17 protein-coding genes are annotated in these 18781 nt (G+C 72.4%); 6 read left to right on the top strand and 11 right to left on the bottom strand.

Going from position 1 to position 18781, the window contains the following annotated elements; all coding sequences use genetic code 11:
• Positions 1-185: 185 nt before the first annotated feature.
• The 3 genes from ACZ3YO_RS09750 to ACZ3YO_RS09740 form a co-directional block, all read right to left on the bottom strand.
• Positions 186-2024 (bottom strand): SpoIIE family protein phosphatase, encoded by a 1839-nt coding sequence (locus tag ACZ3YO_RS09750; RefSeq protein ID WP_465567068.1) that lies wholly within the window; start codon positions 2022-2024, stop codon positions 186-188.
• 56 nt (positions 2025-2080) lie between these two features.
• Positions 2081-2857 carry a class I SAM-dependent methyltransferase gene (locus ACZ3YO_RS09745; protein ID WP_465567065.1) on the bottom strand — a complete coding sequence of 259 codons (777 nt, stop codon included), beginning with the start codon at positions 2855-2857 and terminating at the stop codon, positions 2081-2083.
• 583 nt (positions 2858-3440) lie between these two features.
• Positions 3441-6419 (bottom strand): AfsR/SARP family transcriptional regulator, encoded by a 2979-nt coding sequence (locus ACZ3YO_RS09740; RefSeq protein ID WP_465567062.1) that lies wholly within the window; start codon positions 6417-6419, stop codon positions 3441-3443.
• Positions 6420-6639: 220 nt separating this feature from the next.
• Here ACZ3YO_RS09740 and ACZ3YO_RS09735 point away from each other — a divergent pair, with 220 nt between their 5' ends.
• The gene (locus ACZ3YO_RS09735; RefSeq protein WP_465567059.1) at positions 6640-6894 is read left to right on the top strand and encodes a hypothetical protein; all 255 of its coding nucleotides are present in this window, start codon (positions 6640-6642) and stop codon (positions 6892-6894) included.
• Positions 6895-7063: 169 nt separating this feature from the next.
• Here the strand turns inward: ACZ3YO_RS09735 and ACZ3YO_RS09730 are convergent, their stop codons facing one another.
• Together ACZ3YO_RS09730 and ACZ3YO_RS09725 are read right to left on the bottom strand one after the other, a co-directional pair.
• A complete protein-coding gene (locus tag ACZ3YO_RS09730; RefSeq protein WP_465567057.1) occupies positions 7064-7339 on the bottom strand; it encodes a hypothetical protein in 276 nt (91 codons plus the stop codon).
• Between the two features lie 21 nt (positions 7340-7360).
• Positions 7361-7678, bottom strand: coding sequence for a hypothetical protein (locus ACZ3YO_RS09725; RefSeq protein ID WP_465567054.1), 318 nt, complete (start codon positions 7676-7678; stop codon positions 7361-7363).
• 210 nt (positions 7679-7888) lie between these two features.
• On the opposite strand from ACZ3YO_RS09725, the gene ACZ3YO_RS09720 reads away from it, so the two are divergent.
• Positions 7889-8647 (top strand): GntR family transcriptional regulator, encoded by a 759-nt coding sequence (locus tag ACZ3YO_RS09720; protein ID WP_465567052.1) that lies wholly within the window; start codon positions 7889-7891, stop codon positions 8645-8647.
• Positions 8648-8769: 122 nt separating this feature from the next.
• Here ACZ3YO_RS09720 and ACZ3YO_RS09715 read toward each other — a convergent pair whose 3' ends face one another.
• Positions 8770-10461 (bottom strand): fumarate hydratase, encoded by a 1692-nt coding sequence (locus ACZ3YO_RS09715; RefSeq protein ID WP_465546062.1) that lies wholly within the window; start codon positions 10459-10461, stop codon positions 8770-8772.
• A gap of 214 nt (positions 10462-10675) precedes the next feature.
• Here ACZ3YO_RS09715 and ACZ3YO_RS09710 point away from each other — a divergent pair, with 214 nt between their 5' ends.
• Entirely contained in the window at positions 10676-11365 is a 690-nt protein-coding gene (locus ACZ3YO_RS09710) for a DUF1707 SHOCT-like domain-containing protein (protein WP_465567230.1), read from the top strand.
• A gap of 268 nt (positions 11366-11633) precedes the next feature.
• Entirely contained in the window at positions 11634-12014 is a 381-nt protein-coding gene (locus ACZ3YO_RS09705; protein WP_465546064.1) for a WhiB family transcriptional regulator, read from the top strand.
• 114 nt (positions 12015-12128) lie between these two features.
• Here ACZ3YO_RS09705 and glpX read toward each other — a convergent pair whose 3' ends face one another.
• Positions 12129-13169, bottom strand: coding sequence for a class II fructose-bisphosphatase (gene glpX / locus ACZ3YO_RS09700; RefSeq protein WP_148643103.1), 1041 nt, complete (start codon positions 13167-13169; stop codon positions 12129-12131).
• A gap of 236 nt (positions 13170-13405) precedes the next feature.
• On the opposite strand from glpX, the gene ACZ3YO_RS09695 reads away from it, so the two are divergent.
• On the top strand, positions 13406-13921 hold the full coding sequence (locus tag ACZ3YO_RS09695; protein ID WP_465567048.1) for a DUF4245 domain-containing protein: 516 nt from the start codon (positions 13406-13408) through the stop codon (positions 13919-13921).
• A gap of 135 nt (positions 13922-14056) precedes the next feature.
• Here ACZ3YO_RS09695 and ACZ3YO_RS09690 read toward each other — a convergent pair whose 3' ends face one another.
• The 4 genes from ACZ3YO_RS09690 to ACZ3YO_RS09675 form a co-directional block, all read right to left on the bottom strand.
• Entirely contained in the window at positions 14057-14659 is a 603-nt protein-coding gene (locus ACZ3YO_RS09690; protein ID WP_396320636.1) for a malonic semialdehyde reductase, read from the bottom strand.
• Positions 14660-14794: 135 nt separating this feature from the next.
• Entirely contained in the window at positions 14795-15046 is a 252-nt protein-coding gene (locus ACZ3YO_RS09685) for an exodeoxyribonuclease VII small subunit (protein WP_396320637.1), read from the bottom strand.
• A 37-nt stretch (positions 15047-15083) separates the two neighbouring features.
• A complete protein-coding gene (xseA, locus tag ACZ3YO_RS09680; RefSeq protein ID WP_465546068.1) occupies positions 15084-16298 on the bottom strand; it encodes an exodeoxyribonuclease VII large subunit in 1215 nt (404 codons plus the stop codon).
• A gap of 40 nt (positions 16299-16338) precedes the next feature.
• Complete coding sequence (locus ACZ3YO_RS09675) at positions 16339-17682, bottom strand: APC family permease (protein WP_465567043.1); 1344 nt, start codon at positions 17680-17682, stop codon at positions 16339-16341.
• Between the two features lie 87 nt (positions 17683-17769).
• On the opposite strand from ACZ3YO_RS09675, the gene ACZ3YO_RS09670 reads away from it, so the two are divergent.
• Positions 17770-18744, top strand: a complete 975-nt coding sequence (locus ACZ3YO_RS09670) for a 4-hydroxy-3-methylbut-2-enyl diphosphate reductase (RefSeq protein WP_465567040.1) — start codon at positions 17770-17772, stop codon at positions 18742-18744.
• The last annotated feature ends 37 nt before the right edge of the window (positions 18745-18781 follow it).

Raw genomic sequence — 18781 nt, 5'->3', positions numbered from 1 at the left:
GGCGCGCCACCGCCTCACCTCACGACCACGGCTCCCGGCGGCCTCGCCGGGAGCCGTGGTCGCGTCGCGCCTCGGCGGTTGTTCCATGCGACGCCACGCCACGCCAAACCAAGCCACGGCGGCCGCGCCCGTCACGACGGCCGCTGTACTCACGGCACCCGCGCCGGCCACGGCACCCGCCGCCCTCAGGGCAGCCGTTGCTCGAACCACACCACCTTGCCCGTGCCCAGCCGGGTGGCGCCCCAGCGCTCGGCGCAGCGGGCCACTATCTGCAGCCCGCGCCCGCGTTCGTCCTCCGGCCCGGTCCGGCGCGGCCGCGGCAGCAGCGGGCTGTCGTCCCCGACCTCGCAGCGCAGCCGGGTGGTGCGGACCAGGCTCAGGGTGACCGGCCGGGTGGCGTGCTGGACGGCGTTGGTGACCAGCTCGCTGACCATCAACTCGGTTGCCTCGCTGAGCTCTTCGAGCCCCCAGCGGCGCAGCGTGTGGGCGGCCAGCCGGCGCGCCCGCCCCGGGGTCTCGTTGCGCGGCTGGAGGTACCAGTGCGCGACGTCCCCGGCCGGGATGTCGTCGAAGCAGGCGGCGAGCAGCGCGATGTCGTCGCCGCGGTCGCCCGGCGGCAGGATCCGCAGCGCCTCCTGGCAGAGCTGCTCGGGGGCCTGCGGGTGCGCGCTGGCGAGCCGGGCGCGGAGCAGTTCCAGCCCGTCGCTGAGCGGGCGGCTGCGGGTCTCCACCAGGCCGTCGGTGAAGAGCAGCAGCGCGGAGCCGGGCGGCGCGGGAAGCTCGACGGAGGAGAAGTCGACCCCGCCGACGCCGATCGGCGCGCCCGAGTCCAGTTCCAGCAGCTCGGCGGTGCCGTCCGGCCGGACCAGCACCGGCGGCACGTGCCCGGCGTTGGCGAGCACCACCCGGTTGGCGATCGGGTCGTAGACCGCGTACACGCAGGTGGCCAGGTGCTGTTCGCGGCCGAGCCGCTGGGCCTGCTCGTCCAGGTGGTACAGCACCTCGTGCGGCGGCAGGTCGAGGGCGGCCAGGGTCTGGGCGCTGGTGCGGAGTTGGCCCATGATGGCGGCCGAGGTGAGCGAGTGGCCCATCACGTCGCCGACGATCAGCGCCACCCGGTTGCCGGGCAGCGGTACCGCGTCGTACCAGTCGCCGCCGACCTGGGCGCCGCGCTCGCCGGGCAGGTAGCGCTGGGAGAGCCGGACGCCGTGCGACTGGGGGAGGCGCAACGGCAGCATGCTGCGCTGGAGTTCGTTGGCTATCTCCCACTCGCGGGCGTACCGCAGGGCGGTGTCGACGGCCAGGCCGGCCTGGGTGGCGAGGTGGGCGGCGGTCGCGGTGTCGGCGGGGTCGAAGCCGGGGCGGCCGGTCTTCTCGGGCGGCCGCCGGATCAGCACCAGCAGGCCCAGGACGGCCTTGCGCCCGCGCAGCGGCAGGGCGAGTACGGAGCTTCCCGCGCCGAGGCGGGCCAGCCCGCGGGCGCCGTACAGCTCGCGCAGCAGCTCGGTGGTCCGCTCGGTGGCGCGGTCGGCGGGCCCGTCGGGCCCGCGCTCCGCGCCGAGGACGGCGGCCTCGGCGGGGCGCCGGCTGAGCAGGATGTGTGCGAGCGCGCCGCCGCGGGTGACCGGGGTGGCCGGCCCGGTGTCGGCCGTGGAGCGCGACCCGTACCGGGTGCCGTGCCGCGAGCCGCGGTGGTCGTCGCCGGTGGTGGGCCGGCCGCGGCGGCCCAGCCGCGTGCCCAGGCTGTGGTGGATCCGCAGCTCGTCGGGGAACCCGGGCTCGCGCTCGACGTTGGGCAGTGGGTCGCGCAGGTGGACGACGGCGGCGTCGGCGAGGGTCGGTACCAGCACCCGGCAGATGTTGCGCAGCGTCGCGGCCAGGTCGAGGGCGCTGTTGATCCGTCGGGTGGCGGAGTCGATGTAGGTGAGGCGCTCGGCGACCTCGCCGGCCGGAAGAGGCGGCGGACGGCGCTGGCCCGGAAGGGCAGGCGGCTGTCCGGCCTCGGGTTTGAGCTGGTCGCGCACGGCTGCCTGTCCTGGGGAGTGGTGTGGGGAGCTGGTCTTTCCGGGGTGAACTGGTCTCAGCCGACGCGTCGACAGCACAGGAACAGTTGCTCCTCCGGCGGCAGCGAGGTGCTGGCCGGAGCGTAGGAGTACCCCGACCGATCCTCGACGGCGAACCCGGCCTCCACCAGAACCCGTTCCAGATCCTCCCTCAGATACCCGCTGATCCGCAGCTCCCGTCCGAGGAACGGGAGTGGAACGTGATCCAGGTCGGCCTCGACCATGCCGAGCGCCAGCAGCCCGTCGGGCCGCAGGAGCTCGCGCAGCCGGGCGAGCACGACGGGGATCTCGTCCTGGGGGAGCAGGATGAGGGAGAAGAAGGCGGTGACGGCGGCGAAACCGCCCCGCCCGCCGGGGCCGAGCGCGGGGAGGTTCCAGGCCTGGCCCGCCCGGTCGGTGGCCAGGTCGTACATGTCGATGCGGTGGAAGACGGGGGCGTACGGCGCGAGCGGCCCGCGGCGGGCCCCCTCGCGGGCCAGTGTCAGCATCACGTCCGAGAGGTCCACGCCGGTGACGCGCATCCCGGCGGTGGTCAGCTGCCGGACGGTCGGGTCACCGGTGCCGCAGCCGACGTCCAGCACGGCGGCACCCGGTTCGAGCTGCGCCAGCAGCCGGCGCCCGCAGGCGAGCTGCCCGCCCTTGGCCGGGAACGCCTCGCCGTACCCGGCGCCGATGGTGTCGAAGGCGACGGCCTGCAGGGCGCGCTCGGCACGGCGGCGAAGGACGTCGGGCTCGTCCCCGCCGTCCGCGTCCTCGTCGAGGGGGAACGGGTCGGATATCTGTCCGGTCGTCACGATTGAGAGGCACCTTTCCACCCGGGCCTCCGGTCGGCTGTACTCGGCGTACGAGGCCGGGCCGCCGTTCGTCCCGGCGCCCGTGCTGCCTCGCCGGCCCGCTGCCGGTGGCGGTACGTCACGCTCCCCGCGTCACACTGACTGCACTCAGACACGCTGCACAGAGACACTCTGCACCGTGGGAGCGCCGCCGCGCTGCCGTTTCCGGATGCTCGACCGGACAAGTGCACTCGTGTGTACTGGCATCTGAGAATATGCGTGATCACTCCGCCGTGGGGTCCGTTTCCGGCCAACTCGTGACAGTTGGGCGCTGTGACCCGGGTTGCGGAAGCACGGGGTCGCGGCCCGGGGTGGTGCGGCCGGCGTCCGCGCGCCGCACGGCGCGTCGGCTCCATGCGTCTGACCTGGGGTTTTCCGCCTCCCGGCGCCGACAAGCCGACGTTTATCGAACGTCAATCGGTCCGGTGCACAGTGGAATCCAGCGCCGGGGAAGCGTTGAGGGTGCTCCCGCAGCCGGGGGGCTGCGGGGGCACCAACGCTGACGGGGGAGACTCCGCGGGGGACACGGGGGAGTGGCGGAGGTCTACGGCGCGGGGGGAGAGAGGGGCTCGGTGTGCTGCTGGGAGATGAGGTCCGCCACGGGGGAGGCCTCCGGCACACCGAGCCGCGTGAAGATCGCGTGGGCCTCCTGCAGACACGCGAGGCCACGGGCCGGCTGGGCGAGGCCGAGCAACGCCTCGCCCAGCGCGGCATTGGCGAGGCCCTGGCAGTAGGCCCCGTCGATTTCCTGGGCGATGGCCAGCGACACACCTGCCGCCTCCGCCGCCTCGGCGATCCGCTCGCTCGCCAGCAGACTCACCGACAGCCGGGCGAGCGCATAGCCCTCGCGCAGCCGGTTCTGCTGGGACTGGTAGAGGGCGTGTGCCTCGCGCAGATGCTCCACCGCCTCGGCCGGTGACCCGGTCGAGGACAGGACCACGCCAAGCTGGTAGAGGGTGTCCGCGAGACAGGGACCGTTGGCGGAACGCCGGGCGGTGACCGCTGCTTCCTCCACCGATCTGACCGCGGCCTCACTCTGACCGGCGTTGAGCTGGGCACGGGCGATGTTGCCGAGCAGCCTGGCCTCGCCGATGGGGAAGCCGATGACCCGGCTGATCGCGAGGGCCTGTTCGAAGAACGGCAAGGCCTCGGACGCGCGGTTGGAGACGCTGAGGACGATTCCGAGGATGTTGGCCACCATCGAACGCAGCACGGAGACGTCGTTCGCACCCTGCAGATCCAGACTCGCCCGCAGAGAGTGCTCGGCGCCCTGGAAGTTGTTGGCGAAGTACTCCAGCGTCCCCAGGGCGAAATGGACCCGGGCCAGGGCCTGGGTGTCGCCGTGCGACCTGGCGTTGGAGTTGGCGGTCTCCAGCAGGCGGCGCGTGCGCGGGCCGTGCGTCGGGTCCTCGACGATGCTGTTGAGCGCAATCAGCAGGTCGAGAGCGGGCCGCAGAAGCCTGGACGGCCCGTTGACGGCGGCCTCCACCGTGCTGAGCATCATGCCGACCTCGGTGCGCAGCCACTGCTGAGCCGTCGCGCCGGTCGCCAGGGCGAGACCGGGCGTCTTCAGACCGTCGAGCGGCTCGGGCAACTGGTCGTCCGGCTCGATGGCCTGGGCCGCATTGCGCATGGTCGGCAGGACGTGCTCCAGCAGCCGGAGCACGGCCCGCTCCTGCTCGGCCACGTCGGCCGACTTCTCGTTCTGCCGCTGGGCGTAGAGCCGCAGCAGGTCGTGATACCGGTAGCGGCCAGGGGTGAAGCATTCGAGCATGTTCGCTTCGACCAGCGACTCCGCCAGGTGCTCGGCGTACGTCTGGTCCTCCCCGAGGAGCGCGGCCACCGCGTCGAGCGGGAGATCCGGGGTGTCCACGACGGAGAGCAGACGGAACGCGCGGGCCTCGTCGGGCCGGAGCTGGCCGTAGCCGAGGCCGATGGTCGTCTCGACCGCGAGATTGCCCAGCTGCAGCTCGTCGAGCCGGCGCCGTTGGTCCGCTAACCGCCGGGCGAGGTCGGAGACGCTCCATCTCGGTCGGCTGGCGAGTCGTGCCGCTGCGATGCGGACCGCGAGCGGAAGGAAGCCGCAGGACGTGACGACGGCCAGTGCCGCTTCCGGTTCGGCGGCAACACGCTGTTCGCCCACGATGGCGGAGAAGAGCGCCAGGGCCTCCCGCGGAGTCATCTCCTCGACGTCGACCAGGTGGGCACCCGGGATTCCGGCGAGCCGGGAGCGGCTGGTGGCGAGCACGGCGCAGCCGGAGACGCCCGGGATCAGCGGCATCAGCTGCTCCGCGTCCTGCGCGTTGTCCAGCAGGATCAGCATGCGTCGGCCGGCCAGCAGGGACCGGTAGAGCGCGGCACGCTGCTCCAGCGAATCAGGCAGTTCGGTCGCGCCCATGGCGTGCAGGAAGTCGCCGAGCACGACAGCGGGGTCCGCAGGCGACGCGCCGGCGCCCCGCAGGTCGACGTACAGCTGGCCATCCGGGTAGTCGGACCGCACGCTGTGTGCCACGTGCACGGCCAGGGTGGTCTTGCCCACGCCACCGATGCCGGCCAGCGAGGTGACCACGACGGCCTGGCCTGTCCCGCTGCACAGGGTGGCGCGCAACTCATGGACGAGCGCGGCTCGTCCGCTGAAGTCCGAGACGTCGGCCGGGAGCTGTGCCGGGGCCGGGACGGACACGGCGGCGTCGTCCTGGTGCCGGGCCTGCGGCCGCTTGGGAAGGGGCGGCGTCAGCGCGGGGTCCCCGGCGAGGATCCGGGCGTGCATGGCCGAGAGGCCGGCGCCGGGCTCGACACCGAGCTCATCGATCAGGAGCTTCCGTGTGTCCGTGTAGACGCCGAGCGCCTCGGCCTGGCGGCCACAGCGGTAGAGCGCGAGCATCAGCAGTTCGCGAAGCCGCTCCCGGAGCGGATGTTCGGCGGTGAGCGAGCTCAGCTCGGAGACGACCTCGGTGTGCAGGCCGATCTCCAGGGCGGAGGCGCAGCACTCCTCCCACACCGAGACGTGACGCTCGGCCAGGCGGACCCGCTGGGTGTCGGCATAGGGCCCCGGCATTCCGGCGAGGGCCCGGCCGCTCCACAGGTCCAGCGCGGACACCAACAGACGGTGGGCCTCGAACAGCTCGCCGTCGGTCCTGGCCGTGGCGGCCTGCGAAACCGTGTTCTCGAAGACCGAGAGGTCGAGCGCTTCGGGCGGGATTCGCAGGGCGTAGCCGTCTGTCACCGAAATGAGGATCTCCGCAGGTGCGCGAACCTCACGATGCGGTTCGATGACCGCCCGGAGACGGGACACGTAGGTGCGCAATGCGGCGATGGCCTGTGGCGGGGGGCGGTCCCCCCAGAGGCCGTCGACCAGATCCTGTGTCGCGACCGGACGGCCCTGCTGGAGCAGGAGCGAGGTGAGCACCGCTTGCTGCTGCGGGGAGCCCAGCGCGAGCGGCTGCGAGCCGCGCCATGCCTGCACCGGACCGAGCACCCGGAAGCGCAGCGCTGAACTGTGCGGCGTTTCCTGAGGCTCCATGAATTCCCCCGATGACCTGTGGCGGTGCCTTGCACGTACAAGGCGTTCGGCGGTCCCGCTGCGGTCGCATCAGCTTAGGCGGACGGCTGCAAACGCCGGAGATCAGGACCAGCGTCGCGGTGTTTATAGGACATTTAACGGCTCCTACGATACTGTCCCGGCGCCTAGGTCGAGTCGGTCGGGCGCGAGTAGATCCCGATGACCTGAAAGGCAGCCAGCCATGGCCGAGATTGAGCCCACCAACGCCGCGACCCCGTCGGCCGACACGAAGACCGCCGAGGCTGCGGCGACGAAGACGGCCGACGCCCAGGTTGTCGCCGAGGCCGCGGGTGAGGTGGCCGGGTACATCGTCCCCGCGGACGAGAAGCACGAGGACCCGCAGGAGCTTTTCGGCGGCGAGGTCACCGAGCCCGAGCACGCGGACGGCAAGCCGGGCGAGACCGTCCCGCTCGGCGCGATCAACGCCCACCCGTAGTCCCGGCCACACCGGCGCCCGCCCCTCACCCCCGCTCCACGCGGGGTGGGGGGCGGGCTGCTGTCCCCGCACCTCCGCTGGGGCGGGAGACTCATCGGCTCGTCCGGGGACGGGCCGGACGGCCTCGTGCTTGTTCGGGCCGCCATGGATCGGGCACGCCTCAGACGGCTCACACGCGCGCAATACGCGGATGACGGGCGCCGGAATTCGTATGCTCCAGGCGGTACGCGTGGGTGGCCGCGGTTCTGGGAAGTTCCCGCTTGCGGTCGCGGTCAATCGGGCGTGATTCGTCAGAAACATCGACTTCATCCCCAGAGATATCCGGTTGACCGGATTCTGGCGAATGATCACCAATGGCCTCGGGGGTCGGAAGGCTGGTGGTCAGGCCGAGTCGTCGTCCCTGCCGGTTCTGCCCTTGGCGGGCGGAGCGGCGGTCGTCGGGCATGGCGCCACAGCCGCCCCCGCGTCACGCCACCTGGCTCTCGTTGAGGCGGGAGTCCCGGTTGCGGGCGGCGAGCCGGGCGTGCAGGCGGGCGTGGTCGTCCGCAGCCGGGGCCCGGGCGGGGGCCGGGTCGGGGTCGGCGGGGTCTGCGGGGGGCTCGGCGGGCGCCGGGGAGACCTGGTCGGGCCGGGTGGTCCACTCGCGGCCGCCGTCCGGGGGGCGCAGGTAGAGCTCGCCGCCGAGGGTGTCCATGTAGATGCCGGTGCGGCCGGTCCTGGCGTCGAGGACGAGTTCACCTGTATGCGGCCGGTAGGCCGCGGCGTTGCGCTTACGGGTGCTCACCGCAGTGCTCCTTGCTCTGGCACGGGCGCGGCGGTGGTGGCGCCGGCCCTGGTCGCTGTCGGTGCGTGTGTTCTGCTCGGCGACTACCCAGCATCTCTAGAGAAGCTAATATCTCTAGAGATGTCAACGGGCTCCGGTCATACCGGCCTATCGGCTGACTGGCGGCCGCTGGCGCGCCTACGATTTCTGGCGAGGAAGAGGGAGAGAGCGATGGTCGGCAGCAGTGGCGAGAAACAGCCCAAGTACCAGCGGATCGCCGACACGCTCAAGGCGGCCATCGACGCCGGCGAGTACCGCGCCGGCGACCGCCTGCCCGGTGAGAACGACCTCATGGACGCGTACGGCGTCGCCCGCATGACCGCTCGTCAGGCGCTCGGCGTCCTGCAGAGCGAGGGCATCGCGGAGGCGCGCCGGGGCGCCGGGGTGTTCGTCCGGGACTTCCGGCCGCTGCGGCGGCGCGGGATCCAGCGGCTCGCGCAGGGGCAGTGGGGGTCCGGCCGGTCGATATGGTCGGCGGACATCGACAACCGGTCGCTGCTCGTGGACCAGGTCTCGGTCACCGAGCAGGGCGCGCCGGACCACGTGGCACGGGTGCTGGGGGTCGACCCGGGCGCGCCGATGTGCGTGCGCCACCGACGGTTCGTGCTGGACGGCAAGCCGGTGCTGCTGTCGACGTCCTACCTGCCGGCCGGCCTGGTCGCGGGGACGGCCATCACCCGCGAGGACACCGGCCCGGGCGGTACCTACGCGCGTCTGGCGGAGATCGGCGCCAAGCCGGTGCACTTCCGTGAGGAGGTCCGCTCCCGGATGCCCAGTGCCGAGGAGAGCACCCGGCTGGAGCTCTCGGCGGGCACGCCGGTCATCCTCATCTGCCGGACGGCCTTCGCCGACGAGGGCCAGGTCGTCGAGCTGAACGAGATGACCCTCGACGCCGCCTCCTACGTCCTGGAGTACGACTTCGACGCGTGAGACCGACGGCCGGCGTCTGGCCGGGTACGGGTGCCAGTGGCCGGCCGAATCGGCCGGCCCGGCGGAACCGCCCCGGTCGCGGGCGGGCGACCGGGGCGGCAGGTGTCGGAACGGAGCGGGGACTACTCCTTGGACCGCACCCGCAGGCTGGTGATGAGCGGGCCCTCCGTGGTCTCGCGGAAGAAGTCGTTGCCCTTGTCGTCGACCACGATGAAGGCCGGGAAGTCCTCGACCTCGATGCGCCAGACGGCCTCCATGCCGAGCTCGGCGTACTCCAGGACCTCGACCTTCTTGATGCAGTCCTGGGCGAGGCGGGCCGCGGGGCCGCCGATGGAGCCGAGGTAGAAGCCGCCGTGCGCGGCGCAGGCGTCGGTGACCTGCTTGCTGCGGTTGCCCTTGGCGAGCATGACCATGGAGCCGCCGGCGGCCTGGAACTGGTCGACGTAGGAGTCCATCCGGCCGGCGGTGGTGGGGCCGAAGGAGCCGGAGGCGTAGCCCTCGGGGGTCTTGGCGGGGCCGGCGTAGTAGACCGGGTGGTCCTGGAGGTACTTGGGCATGCCCTCGCCGGCGTCCAGGCGCTCCTTGATCTTGGCGTGCGCGATGTCGCGGGCGACGACCAGGGTGCCGGTGAGCGAAAGGCGGGTCTTCACCGGGTACTTGGACAGCTCGGCGCGGATCGAGGACATCGGCTGGTCGAGGTCGATGCGGACCGCGTCGTCGGCGCCCCCGGCGGAGCCGCTGACCAGCAGATGCTCGTCCGTGGTGTCCGGCAGGTACTTCGCCGGGTCGGTCTCCAGCTGCTCCAGGAAGACGCCCTCGGCGGTGATCTTGCCCAGGGCCTGGCGGTCGGCGGAGCAGGAGACGGCCATCGCGACCGGCAGCGAGGCCCCGTGGCGCGGCAGGCGGACGACGCGCACGTCGTGGCAGAAGTACTTGCCGCCGAACTGCGCGCCGATGCCGATCTTCTGGGTGAGCTCGGTGACCTTGGCCTCCAGCTCGAGGTCCCGGAAGCCGTGCCCGGTCTTCGCGTTGCCCTCGGTCGGCAGGTTGTCCAGGTAGTGCGCGGAGGCGTACTTGGCGGTCTTCAGCGCGAACTCGGCGCTGGTGCCGCCGATCACGATCGCCAGGTGGTACGGCGGGCAGGCGGCGGTGCCGAGGGAGCGGATCTTCTGCTCCAGGAACGAGAGCATGCTCGCCTCGTTCAGGATGGCCTTGGTCTCCTGGTACAGGTACGACTTGTTGGCCGAGCCGCCGCCCTTGGCCATGAAGAGGAACTTGTAGGCGTCGCCGTCGGTCGCGTACAGCTCGATCTGCGCCGGAAGGTTGTTGCCGGTGTTCTTCTCGTCCCACATGGTGACCGGGGCCATCTGGGAGTAGCGCAGGTTCAGCTTGGTGTACGCGTCGTACACGCCCCGCGCGACGGCGGCCTCGTCGCCGCCCTGCGTCAGCACGTTCTGGCCGCGCTTGCCCATGACGATCGCGGTGCCGGTGTCCTGGCACATCGGCAGGATGCCGCCGGCCGAGATGTTGACGTTCTTCAGCAGGTCCAGCGCGACGAAGCGGTCGTTGGGGCTGGCCTCCGGGTCGTCCAGGATGCGGCGCAGCTGGGCGAGGTGGGCCGGGCGGAGGTAGTGCGAGATGTCGTGCATCGCCTCGGCGGTGAGCAGTCGCAGGGCCTCGGGCTCGACCTGGAGGAAGGTGCGACCGCCGGCCTCGAAGGTGGAGACACCCTCGGAGGTCAGCTTGCGGTACGGGGTCGGGTCAGCGCCCAGGGGGAGGAGGTCGCTGTACTCGAAATCCGGCGTGGGAGCCATGGGGGCGGTCCTTAGTGTTCCAGTGTGTCCGGCTGCGTCGGCGAAGCACCCTCAAGGGTAGGACCCGGCGAAACGTCGCACGCGGACAGGTCCGCCTGCGTGACCAGGGTCACTCGGACATGCGTACGGGGCTTGCCCCGATGGCTAGTCTTGACCCGTGGACAACTCGCCGTCGAGGGACGACCAGGACGACCAGGGGCAGGCGCCCGTACCGATGACCAAGCCGGAGCCGGCGCAGCCCGCCCGGGCCGACCACGCTCCGGTGGCGGAGGCCGAGATGCGGGCCTCGGACGCCGACCGTGAGCGGGTGGCGGAGCTGCTGCGCGACGCCTATGCCGAGGGCCGGCTGGACGCGGAGGAGCACTCCGAGCGGATCGAGGCCGCGTACGGGGCCAAGACCCTGGGTGACCTCGCGCCGCTGACCAGGGATCTGCCGGTGCACCGGTCGATCTCCTTCGACAAGACCCCGCTGGGCGAGCCGGGCCGGCGCCCGGACGGCCCGGTGCGGCTGCCCGCGCGGCAGGAGGCGCCGACCATGGTGGCGATCTTCGGCGCCGCCTCCCGCAAGGGCCGCTGGCGGGTGGGTTCGCAGCTGCGCGCGGTGGCCGCGTTCGGCGGGGTCGAGATCGACCTGACGGATGCCGTCTTCGAGTCGCCGGAGGTGGTCATCGACGTGGTGTCGATCTTCGGCGGGGTGGAGATCAAGGTGCCCGAGAACGTCAGCCTGGTCGGCCACGGCGTCGGCATCTTCGGCGGTTTCGACGTCAAGGAGCAGACCGCCGCCGACCCGTACGCGCCGGTCGTCCGGGTCAAGGGCGTGGCGGTGTTCGGCGGTTGCGAGGCGCGGCCGCGCAAGGGCAAGAAGCTCAAGGAGTGGGTGCGCAAGCAGCTCGGCACGGAGTAGACCGGGCCGGCCCAGCGGCCGGAAGGGTGCCCGGGTGGGAGCAACTCCCGCCCGGGCACTCGTCGTTGCGTCGGGTGCACTCTGTAGTCGATTGCGTGCAGTGTGCATGAATCACGGTGCGGCGGGGTAGTTCCTCACGCACATCGCTTCTTGTACGGCTGCGCACCGGAGGCGGCCTGAGGCCGGCCCGGGGGGTGTTCGCGGGGGCTCGCAGCCGGGCAGGGGTGCGAGCTTCCCCGTGTCCGAGAGCCTCGTCAGGAGTACGGCCGTGCTGCATCCGATCGAGTCCCGCCCCACATCGTCCGTTGCCGCCGCCCAGGTGCTGGAGCGCCGGCCCGGTGCCCAGCCGCAGGGTGACGACGACCCCTGGCACACCGGCGCGGCGTGCCGCAGGGACGAGGTGGGGCTGTTCTTCGCACCCTCCAAGGAGCCCACGGCGGCCCGGCTTTCGCGGGAGGAGCAGGCGAAGCAGGTCTGTGCGCGCTGCCCGGTGCTGCTGGAGTGCCGGGAGCACGCGCTGGCGCAGCCGGAGCCGTACGGCGTCTGGGGCGGGCTTACGGCGGCCGAGCGCCGGGTGGTGCTGGCCCGCCGCCGGCGCCGGGAGACGGAGCTGCGCGAGGCGGCCCGCCCCAGCCGGATAGCGGGCTGAGCGGGGCGCGACGGCCGGGCCGCCGGCGACGCACGCACACGCGAACGCCCGCGGCCTCGGCGAAGGGGGATTTCGCCGAGGCCGCGGGCGTGGCCGACGCGGGTGCGTCCGGGATCAGTTGGCGCGGTCGAAGTCGATCGCGCTGTAGGCCCGCAGCTTGGACAGCTTGTGGGTGGAGTGGATCTCCCGGATGGTGCCGCTCTTGGAGCGCATGACCAGCGAGCTGGTGGTGGCGGTCTCCTGGCGGTAGTGGACGCCGCGCAGCAGCTCGCCGTCGGTGATGCCGGTGGCGACGAAGAACACGTTCTCGCCGCTGACCAGGTCGTCGGTGGTGAGCACGCGGTCCAGGTCGTGGCCGGCGTCGAGGGCCTTCTGGCGCTCGGCCTCGTCCTTGGGCCAGAGCCGGCCCTGGATGACGCCGCCCATGCACTTCATCGCGCAGGCGGCGATGATGCCCTCGGGGGTGCCGCCGACGCCCATGAGCAGGTCGACGCCGGTGCCCTCGCGGGCGGCCATGATGGCGCCGGCGACGTCGCCGTCGGAGATGAACTTGATCCGGGCGCCGGCCTCGCGGATCTCCTTGACCAGGCCCTCGTGGCGCGGGCGGTCCAGGATGACGACGGTGACGTCCTCCACGGCGCTGCCCTTGGCCTTGGCGACCCGGCGGATGTTGACGGCCGCCGGGGCGGTGATGTCGACGAACTCGGCGGCCTCGGGCCCGGCGACGAGCTTGTCCATGTAGAACACCGCGCTGGGGTCGAACATCGTGCCGCGGTCGGCCACGGCCAGCACCGCGACGGCGTTGTTCATGCCCTTGGCGGTCAGCGTGGTCCCGTCGACCGGGTCCACCGCGACGTCGCACTCGGCGCCCGTGCCGTCGCCGACCCGCTCGCCGTTGTAGAGCATCGGGGCTTCGTCCTTCTCGCCCTCGCCGATGACGACGACACCGTTCATGGAGACGGTGGAGACGAGCGTACGCATGGCCTTGACGGCGGCGCCGTCGGCGCCGTTCTTGTCGCCGCGGCCGACCCAACGGCCGGCGGCCATGGCGGCCGCCTCGGTGACCCGGACGAGTTCGAGCGCGAGGTTCCGGTCGGGAGCCTCGGGCGCGACCTCCAGGGCACTGGGGAGGTTGTGCGGGTACTGCGTGGTCATCGTCGTTACCTCTCTGTACGCGACGGCCAGTGAGCGCCCGACTACTGCCAGGTCGAACGCCGTGGTGAGGGTTCTGCGATCGTATCTGCCCACGAGATGACTGTCTGTGGCGCGGGTCGCCACCCCCGGTCGGAAACAGCGGGTTTGCCCCTGTTCACCCGTCCGGGGCCACCCCGGGTGCGGGTGGTCCCGACCGGATGAGTCACCATGTGGGGGTGGCTGGAGAGAGCAGAGGCATGAAGGGCCGGCAGACGGTACGGGACATGGTCCTGTCGATGCTGGCGGTCGGCGCCGTGGTCTGGATCGGGTACCTGTTCCTGCCGCACGACGCGAGCGGCGACGGTGTCCACACCAAGGAGTACCGGGTGGCCGCCGCCTCGGCGAAGCGCGCCGCGCCGTACCCGCTGCTCACCCCGGAGGGTCTCTCCGACCGGTGGCGGGCCACCTCGGTGAGCTACGACCCGGCGTCGCTGGGCAAGGGCAAGGGCAACGCCTGGCACCTGGGCTTCGTCACCCCGTCCGGCCAGTACGCGGCGATCGAGCAGAGCGACGTCGACCGCGCCGTCCTGCTCGACTCGGCGGTGGCCGGCGGCAAGCCGGACGGCACGTCGGAGGTGGCCGGGCAGTCCTGGGAGCGCGTCGCCGGTCCCAAGGCGCGCGCCCTCGCCGTCCAGAGCGGCGACGCCACCACGCTGGTCACCGGCACCGCCTCCTACGAGGAGCTCGCCGAGCTGGCGCAGGCCCTCAAGTAGGCCCCCGGGGCCCCGGGGGGAGTGGGACGGCACCCGGGGCACCGCAGCGAGCGCGAGCGGACGGGAAGGGCCCCGCACCGGTGGAACCGGTGCGGGGCCCTTCTCCTGTGCCGCTCCCGCGTCATCGCATCGCGATCAGACGGTGGTGACGACCTCGTCGTAGGCCAGGCGCGGCGAACGCGGGAACCAGGCGTCCTCGCCCGGCTTGCCGATGTTGACCACGGCCAGCACCGAGTGCTCGCCGTCGCCGAAGAACTCCTTGTCGATGCCCTCGGCGTTGTAGCCGGTCATCGGGCCGGCGGCCAGGCCGGCGGCGCGGACGCCGATGATGAAGTAGCCGGCCTGGAGGGCGCCGTTCATCGCGGCCGAGGCCTCGCGGGCCGGGCGCTCGCTGAAGAACATGTCCTTGGCCTGGGGGAAGTGCGGCAGCTGGGTCGGCAGCTCCTCGTGGAACTCGTTGTCCACGGCCAGGATGGCGACCAGCGGGGCGGCGGCGGTCTTGGCCTTGTTGCCGTCCGCCATGTGCTGGACGAGGCGCTCGCGACCCTCGGCCGAGCGGACCAGGACGACGCGCAGCGGCTGCTGGTTGAAGGCGGTCGGGCCGAACTTGACCAGCTCGTAGATGGCCTGGATCTGCTCCTCGGAGACCGGCTCGTCGGTGAAGGTGTTGGCGGTGCGGGCGTCGCGGAACAGCAGGTCCTGAGCGGCGGCGTCGAGTACCAGGGCGTCGGTGGTCATGCTTGTCTGCACCTCATGCGTCATACGGGACAGGTTCGTGTGGACGACCGACCGTGGCCGATCACCTGTTCCCAACATGTGTGAACATTCAACTGTTCCCCCCATCGACGTGATCTCCGTCACCCTTCCGGCCGCCTACTCCCCGGCCGGCTCGCCCTCCTCGGCGGCCAGCGCGGCGTCCAGCCGGGCCCGGGCGCCGTCCAGCCAGCGCTGGCACACCTTCGCCAGCTGCTCCCCGCGCTCCCAGAGCGCCAGCGACTCCTCCAGCGACGTGCCGCCGTTCTCCAGCTGCCGGACCACCTCCAGCAGCGCGTCCCGGGCGTGCTCGTACCCCAGCGCGTCGTCCGGCGTCCCCGGTGCGGCCTGTGCCTCCTGCTGATCTGCCATGGGAGCCAGCGTAGGGGCTGGGGCCGACAGCGGGCCGCTACGGCCGGGGATCGGCCGTCACGCCGAAGCCGCCGCCCGCCACCCGGGCGTGCAGCGCGTCGCCGGCCGCGACCTGCGCCGGGTCGGTCACCACCGAGCCGTCCTCCCGCTGGAGCACCGCGTAGCCGCGCTCCAGGGTGGCCGACGGGGAGAGCGCGACCACGCGGGCCAGGGTGTGCCCGAGGTCGCTCTGCGCGTGGTCCAGCCGGTGCCCGAGGGTGCGCCGGGCGCGCTCCACCAGGGCCGCCACGTCCTGGCCGCGCCCGTCCAGCATCCGGTGCGGCGCGGCCAGCGCCGGGCGGCTGCGGACGCCGTCCAGCCCGTGCTGCTCCCGGTCGACCCGGCCGAGCACGTGCCGCCGGGCCCGGTCGCGCAGGTTGCGGACCTTGGCCAGCTCCTCGCCGACGTCCGGGACCACCCGTTTGGCGGCATCGGTCGGGGTGGACGCGCGCAGGTCGGCGACGAAGTCCAGCAGCGGCTGGTCCGGCTCGTGGCCGATCGCACTGACCACCGGCGTCCGGGCCGCCGCGACCAGCCGCACCAGCCCCTCGTCCGAGAACGGCAGCAGGTCCTCGACGCTGCCGCCGCCGCGGGCCACGATGATCACGTCCACCTCGGGGTGCTCGTCCAGCTCCCGCACCGCCGCGCTCACCCGCTCCACCGCGCTGACGCCCTGCACGGGGACGTTGCGCACCTCGAAACGGACGGCCGGCCAGCGCCGCCGGGCGTTCTCCAGGACGTCCCGCTCGGCCGCCGAGCCGCGCCCGGTGACCAGCCCGACGCACTGCGGCAGGAACGGCAGCGGCCGCTTCCGGTCGGCCGCGAACAGGCCCTCCCCGGCGAGCCGCCGCTTCAGCTGCTCCAGCCGGGCCAGCAGCTCGCCCAGCCCGACCAGCCGGATCTCCGCCGCCCGCAGCGAGAGCTGGCCGCGCGCCGCGTACCACTCCGGCTTGGCGTGCACGACGACCCGCGAGCCCTCCTGCACCACGTCCGCGACCTGCTCGAAGACCGAGCGGAAGCAGGTCACGGTGAGCGAGACGTCCGCCTGCGGGTCGCGCAGCGTCAGGAAGACCACGCCCGCGCCCGGCCGTCGGCTCAGCTGGGTGATCTGCCCCTCCACCCAGACCGCGCCGAGCCGGTCGATCCAGCCGCCGATCAGCGCGGAGACCTTGCCGACCGGGAGCGGGGCTTCGGGAGAGCTGGTGTTGGCCATGCGTACGAGGCTAGCGGCGCAGGCCGACAGCGCGGTCGGTTCAGCGGCGGATGCCGACCGCGGAGGCTCCCTGGACGACGAGCACCAGGAGCCCCACCCCCAGCCAGACCGCCCCCGCGATCTGCGCTGTGGGCGAGGCCTCGTAGACCACCGCCCCGATCACCGCGATGCCCAGCACCGGTACCACCACGTGCCGCAGCCAGTCCCGCGAGCCGTGTTTCACCACGTACCAGCCGATCACCGAGGCGTGCAGCAGCGCGAAGGCGGTCAGCGCGCCGATGTTCACCACCGAGGTGAGCCGGTCCAGGCCGTCGTCCCGGTCGGCCGCCCAGACCGCCGCGCCCATCGTGATCACCGCCGCCACCAGCAGCGCCCGGCGCGGCACCGCGCTGGCCGGGTCCACGGCGCCCAGGGCCCGGGGCAGCCGGCCGTCCCGGGCCATCGCGTAGACCAGCCGCCCGGCCGCCGCCTGCCCGGCCAGCGCCGCGAACGCCGCGCCGATCGCCTTGGCGGCCGCTACCAGCACGTGCAGCCAGTGCCCGATGCCGCTCTCCACGGTGTCGTAGAAGGCCGAACCCTGGGCGGCCGGGTCGGCGGCCAGCTGCTGCGGGGTCGTCGGCTCCAGCAGCGCCGCCAGGTAGGTCTGCGCCATGAACAGGGCCCCGGCCAGCAGCAGGCACCAGAGCACGGCCCTGGCCACCGCCGCCGACGCGCCGACCGCCTCCTCCACGAAGGTCGCGATCGCGTCGAAGCCCAGGTAGGAGAGCACCGCCACCGAGACCGCCGAGATCACCGCGGTCAGCGAGAAGCCGCCGACCGCGGTGAAGGGGGTGTCCCAGCCGCGCTGCGCGCCGTCCCGCACCAGCACCACCACGGCCGCCACCAGGAACACCGCCAGCACCGCGATCTCCATCGCCAGCACCGCGAGGCCGACCGCCGCCGCCGTCCGCACGCCGGTCAGGTTGAGCGCGGTGGTCACCACCACGGCCAGCGCCGTCCACACCCAGCGCGACACGTCCGGCACCAGCGAGTGCAGCGCGATGCCGGAGAACAGGTACGCCACCGCGGGGATCAGCAGGTAGTCGAGCATCGCCATCCAGCCGGCGATGAACCCCGGCCCCTCGCCCAGACCGGCCCTCGCGTAGGCGAAGACCGAGCCGGTCTGCGGCACCGCGCGCACCATCTGGGCGTACGAGAAGGCGGTGAAACCCATCGCGACCGTCGCCGCCAGGTAGACCGAGGCCACCGCGCCGTGGCTCTTGGCGTCCAGCACGCCGAACACGCCGACCGGCGCCATCGGGGCGATGAACAGCAGCCCGTACACCATCAGATCGCGGACACTCAGGCTGCGCCGCAGACCGCCGGCGTCGACTCGCTCGCTCATAGATTCCACATTTGAGCATCGGCGGCCGGTTCCGGTCCGAAAGCGCCTCCCGTCGGCGCGGCTCGCCTCCGCCCGTACGATGGAGCCATGTCCAACACCGCGCAGCGCCGTGTCCTGCTCGCCGCCCCCCGGGGCTACTGCGCGGGCGTCGACCGCGCCGTGATCGCCGTGGAGAAGGCCCTGGAGCAGTACGGGGCGCCGATCTACGTCCGCAAGCAGATCGTCCACAACAAGTACGTGGTGCAGACCCTGGAGAAGCAGGGCGCGATCTTCGTCGACGAGACGGAGGAGGTGCCCGAGGGTTCGATCGTGGTGTTCTCCGCGCATGGCGTCGCGCCGTCCGTCCACGACGAGGCCAAGGCCGGCAAGCTCGCCACCATCGACGCCACCTGCCCGCTGGTCACCAAGGTGCACAAGGAGGCCGTCCGCTTCGCCGACGAGGGCTTCGACATCCTGTTGGTGGGCCACGAGGGCCACGAGGAGGTCGTCGGCACCATGGGCGAGGCACCGGACCGGATCCACCTGGTGGACGGCGCCGAGGACGTCGCCAACGTCGAGGTCCGCGACGAGTCCAAGGTCGTCTGGCTCTCCCAGACCACGCTCTCGGTGGACGAGACCATGGCCACCGTCGGCGAGCTGAAGAAGCGCTTCCCGCTCCTGGTCAGCCCGCCCAGCGACGACATCTGCTACGCCACCCAGAACCGGCAGGTCGCCGTCAAGCAGATGGCGCCCGAGACGGACCTGCTGATCGTGGTCGGCTCCAAGAACTCCTCCAACTCCGTCCGCCTGGTCGAGGTCGGCCTGGAGTACGGCGCCAAGGCCGCCCACCTGGTGGACTTCGCCGACGAGATCCAGGAGGCCTGGCTGGAGGGCGTCACCACGGTCGGCCTGACCAGCGGCGCCTCGGTGCCGGAGATCCTGGTCGGGGGCGTCCTGGACTGGCTGGCCGCGCGCGGCTACGGCGACGTGTCGACCGTCAAGACGGCCGAGGAGCACCTGACCTTCTCGCTGCCCAAGGAGCTCCGCCGCGACCTGCGCTCCGAGGCCGCGGGCAAGCTGTAACCGCGGCCTCCGGAAAACCCGGCCCCCTGCGGGGGAC

This window comes from Kitasatospora sp. NPDC022785, from assembly GCF_055561295.1.
The sequence above is the reverse complement of the archived record's forward strand: the minus strand, read 5'-3'. Positions and strand labels throughout refer to the sequence as shown.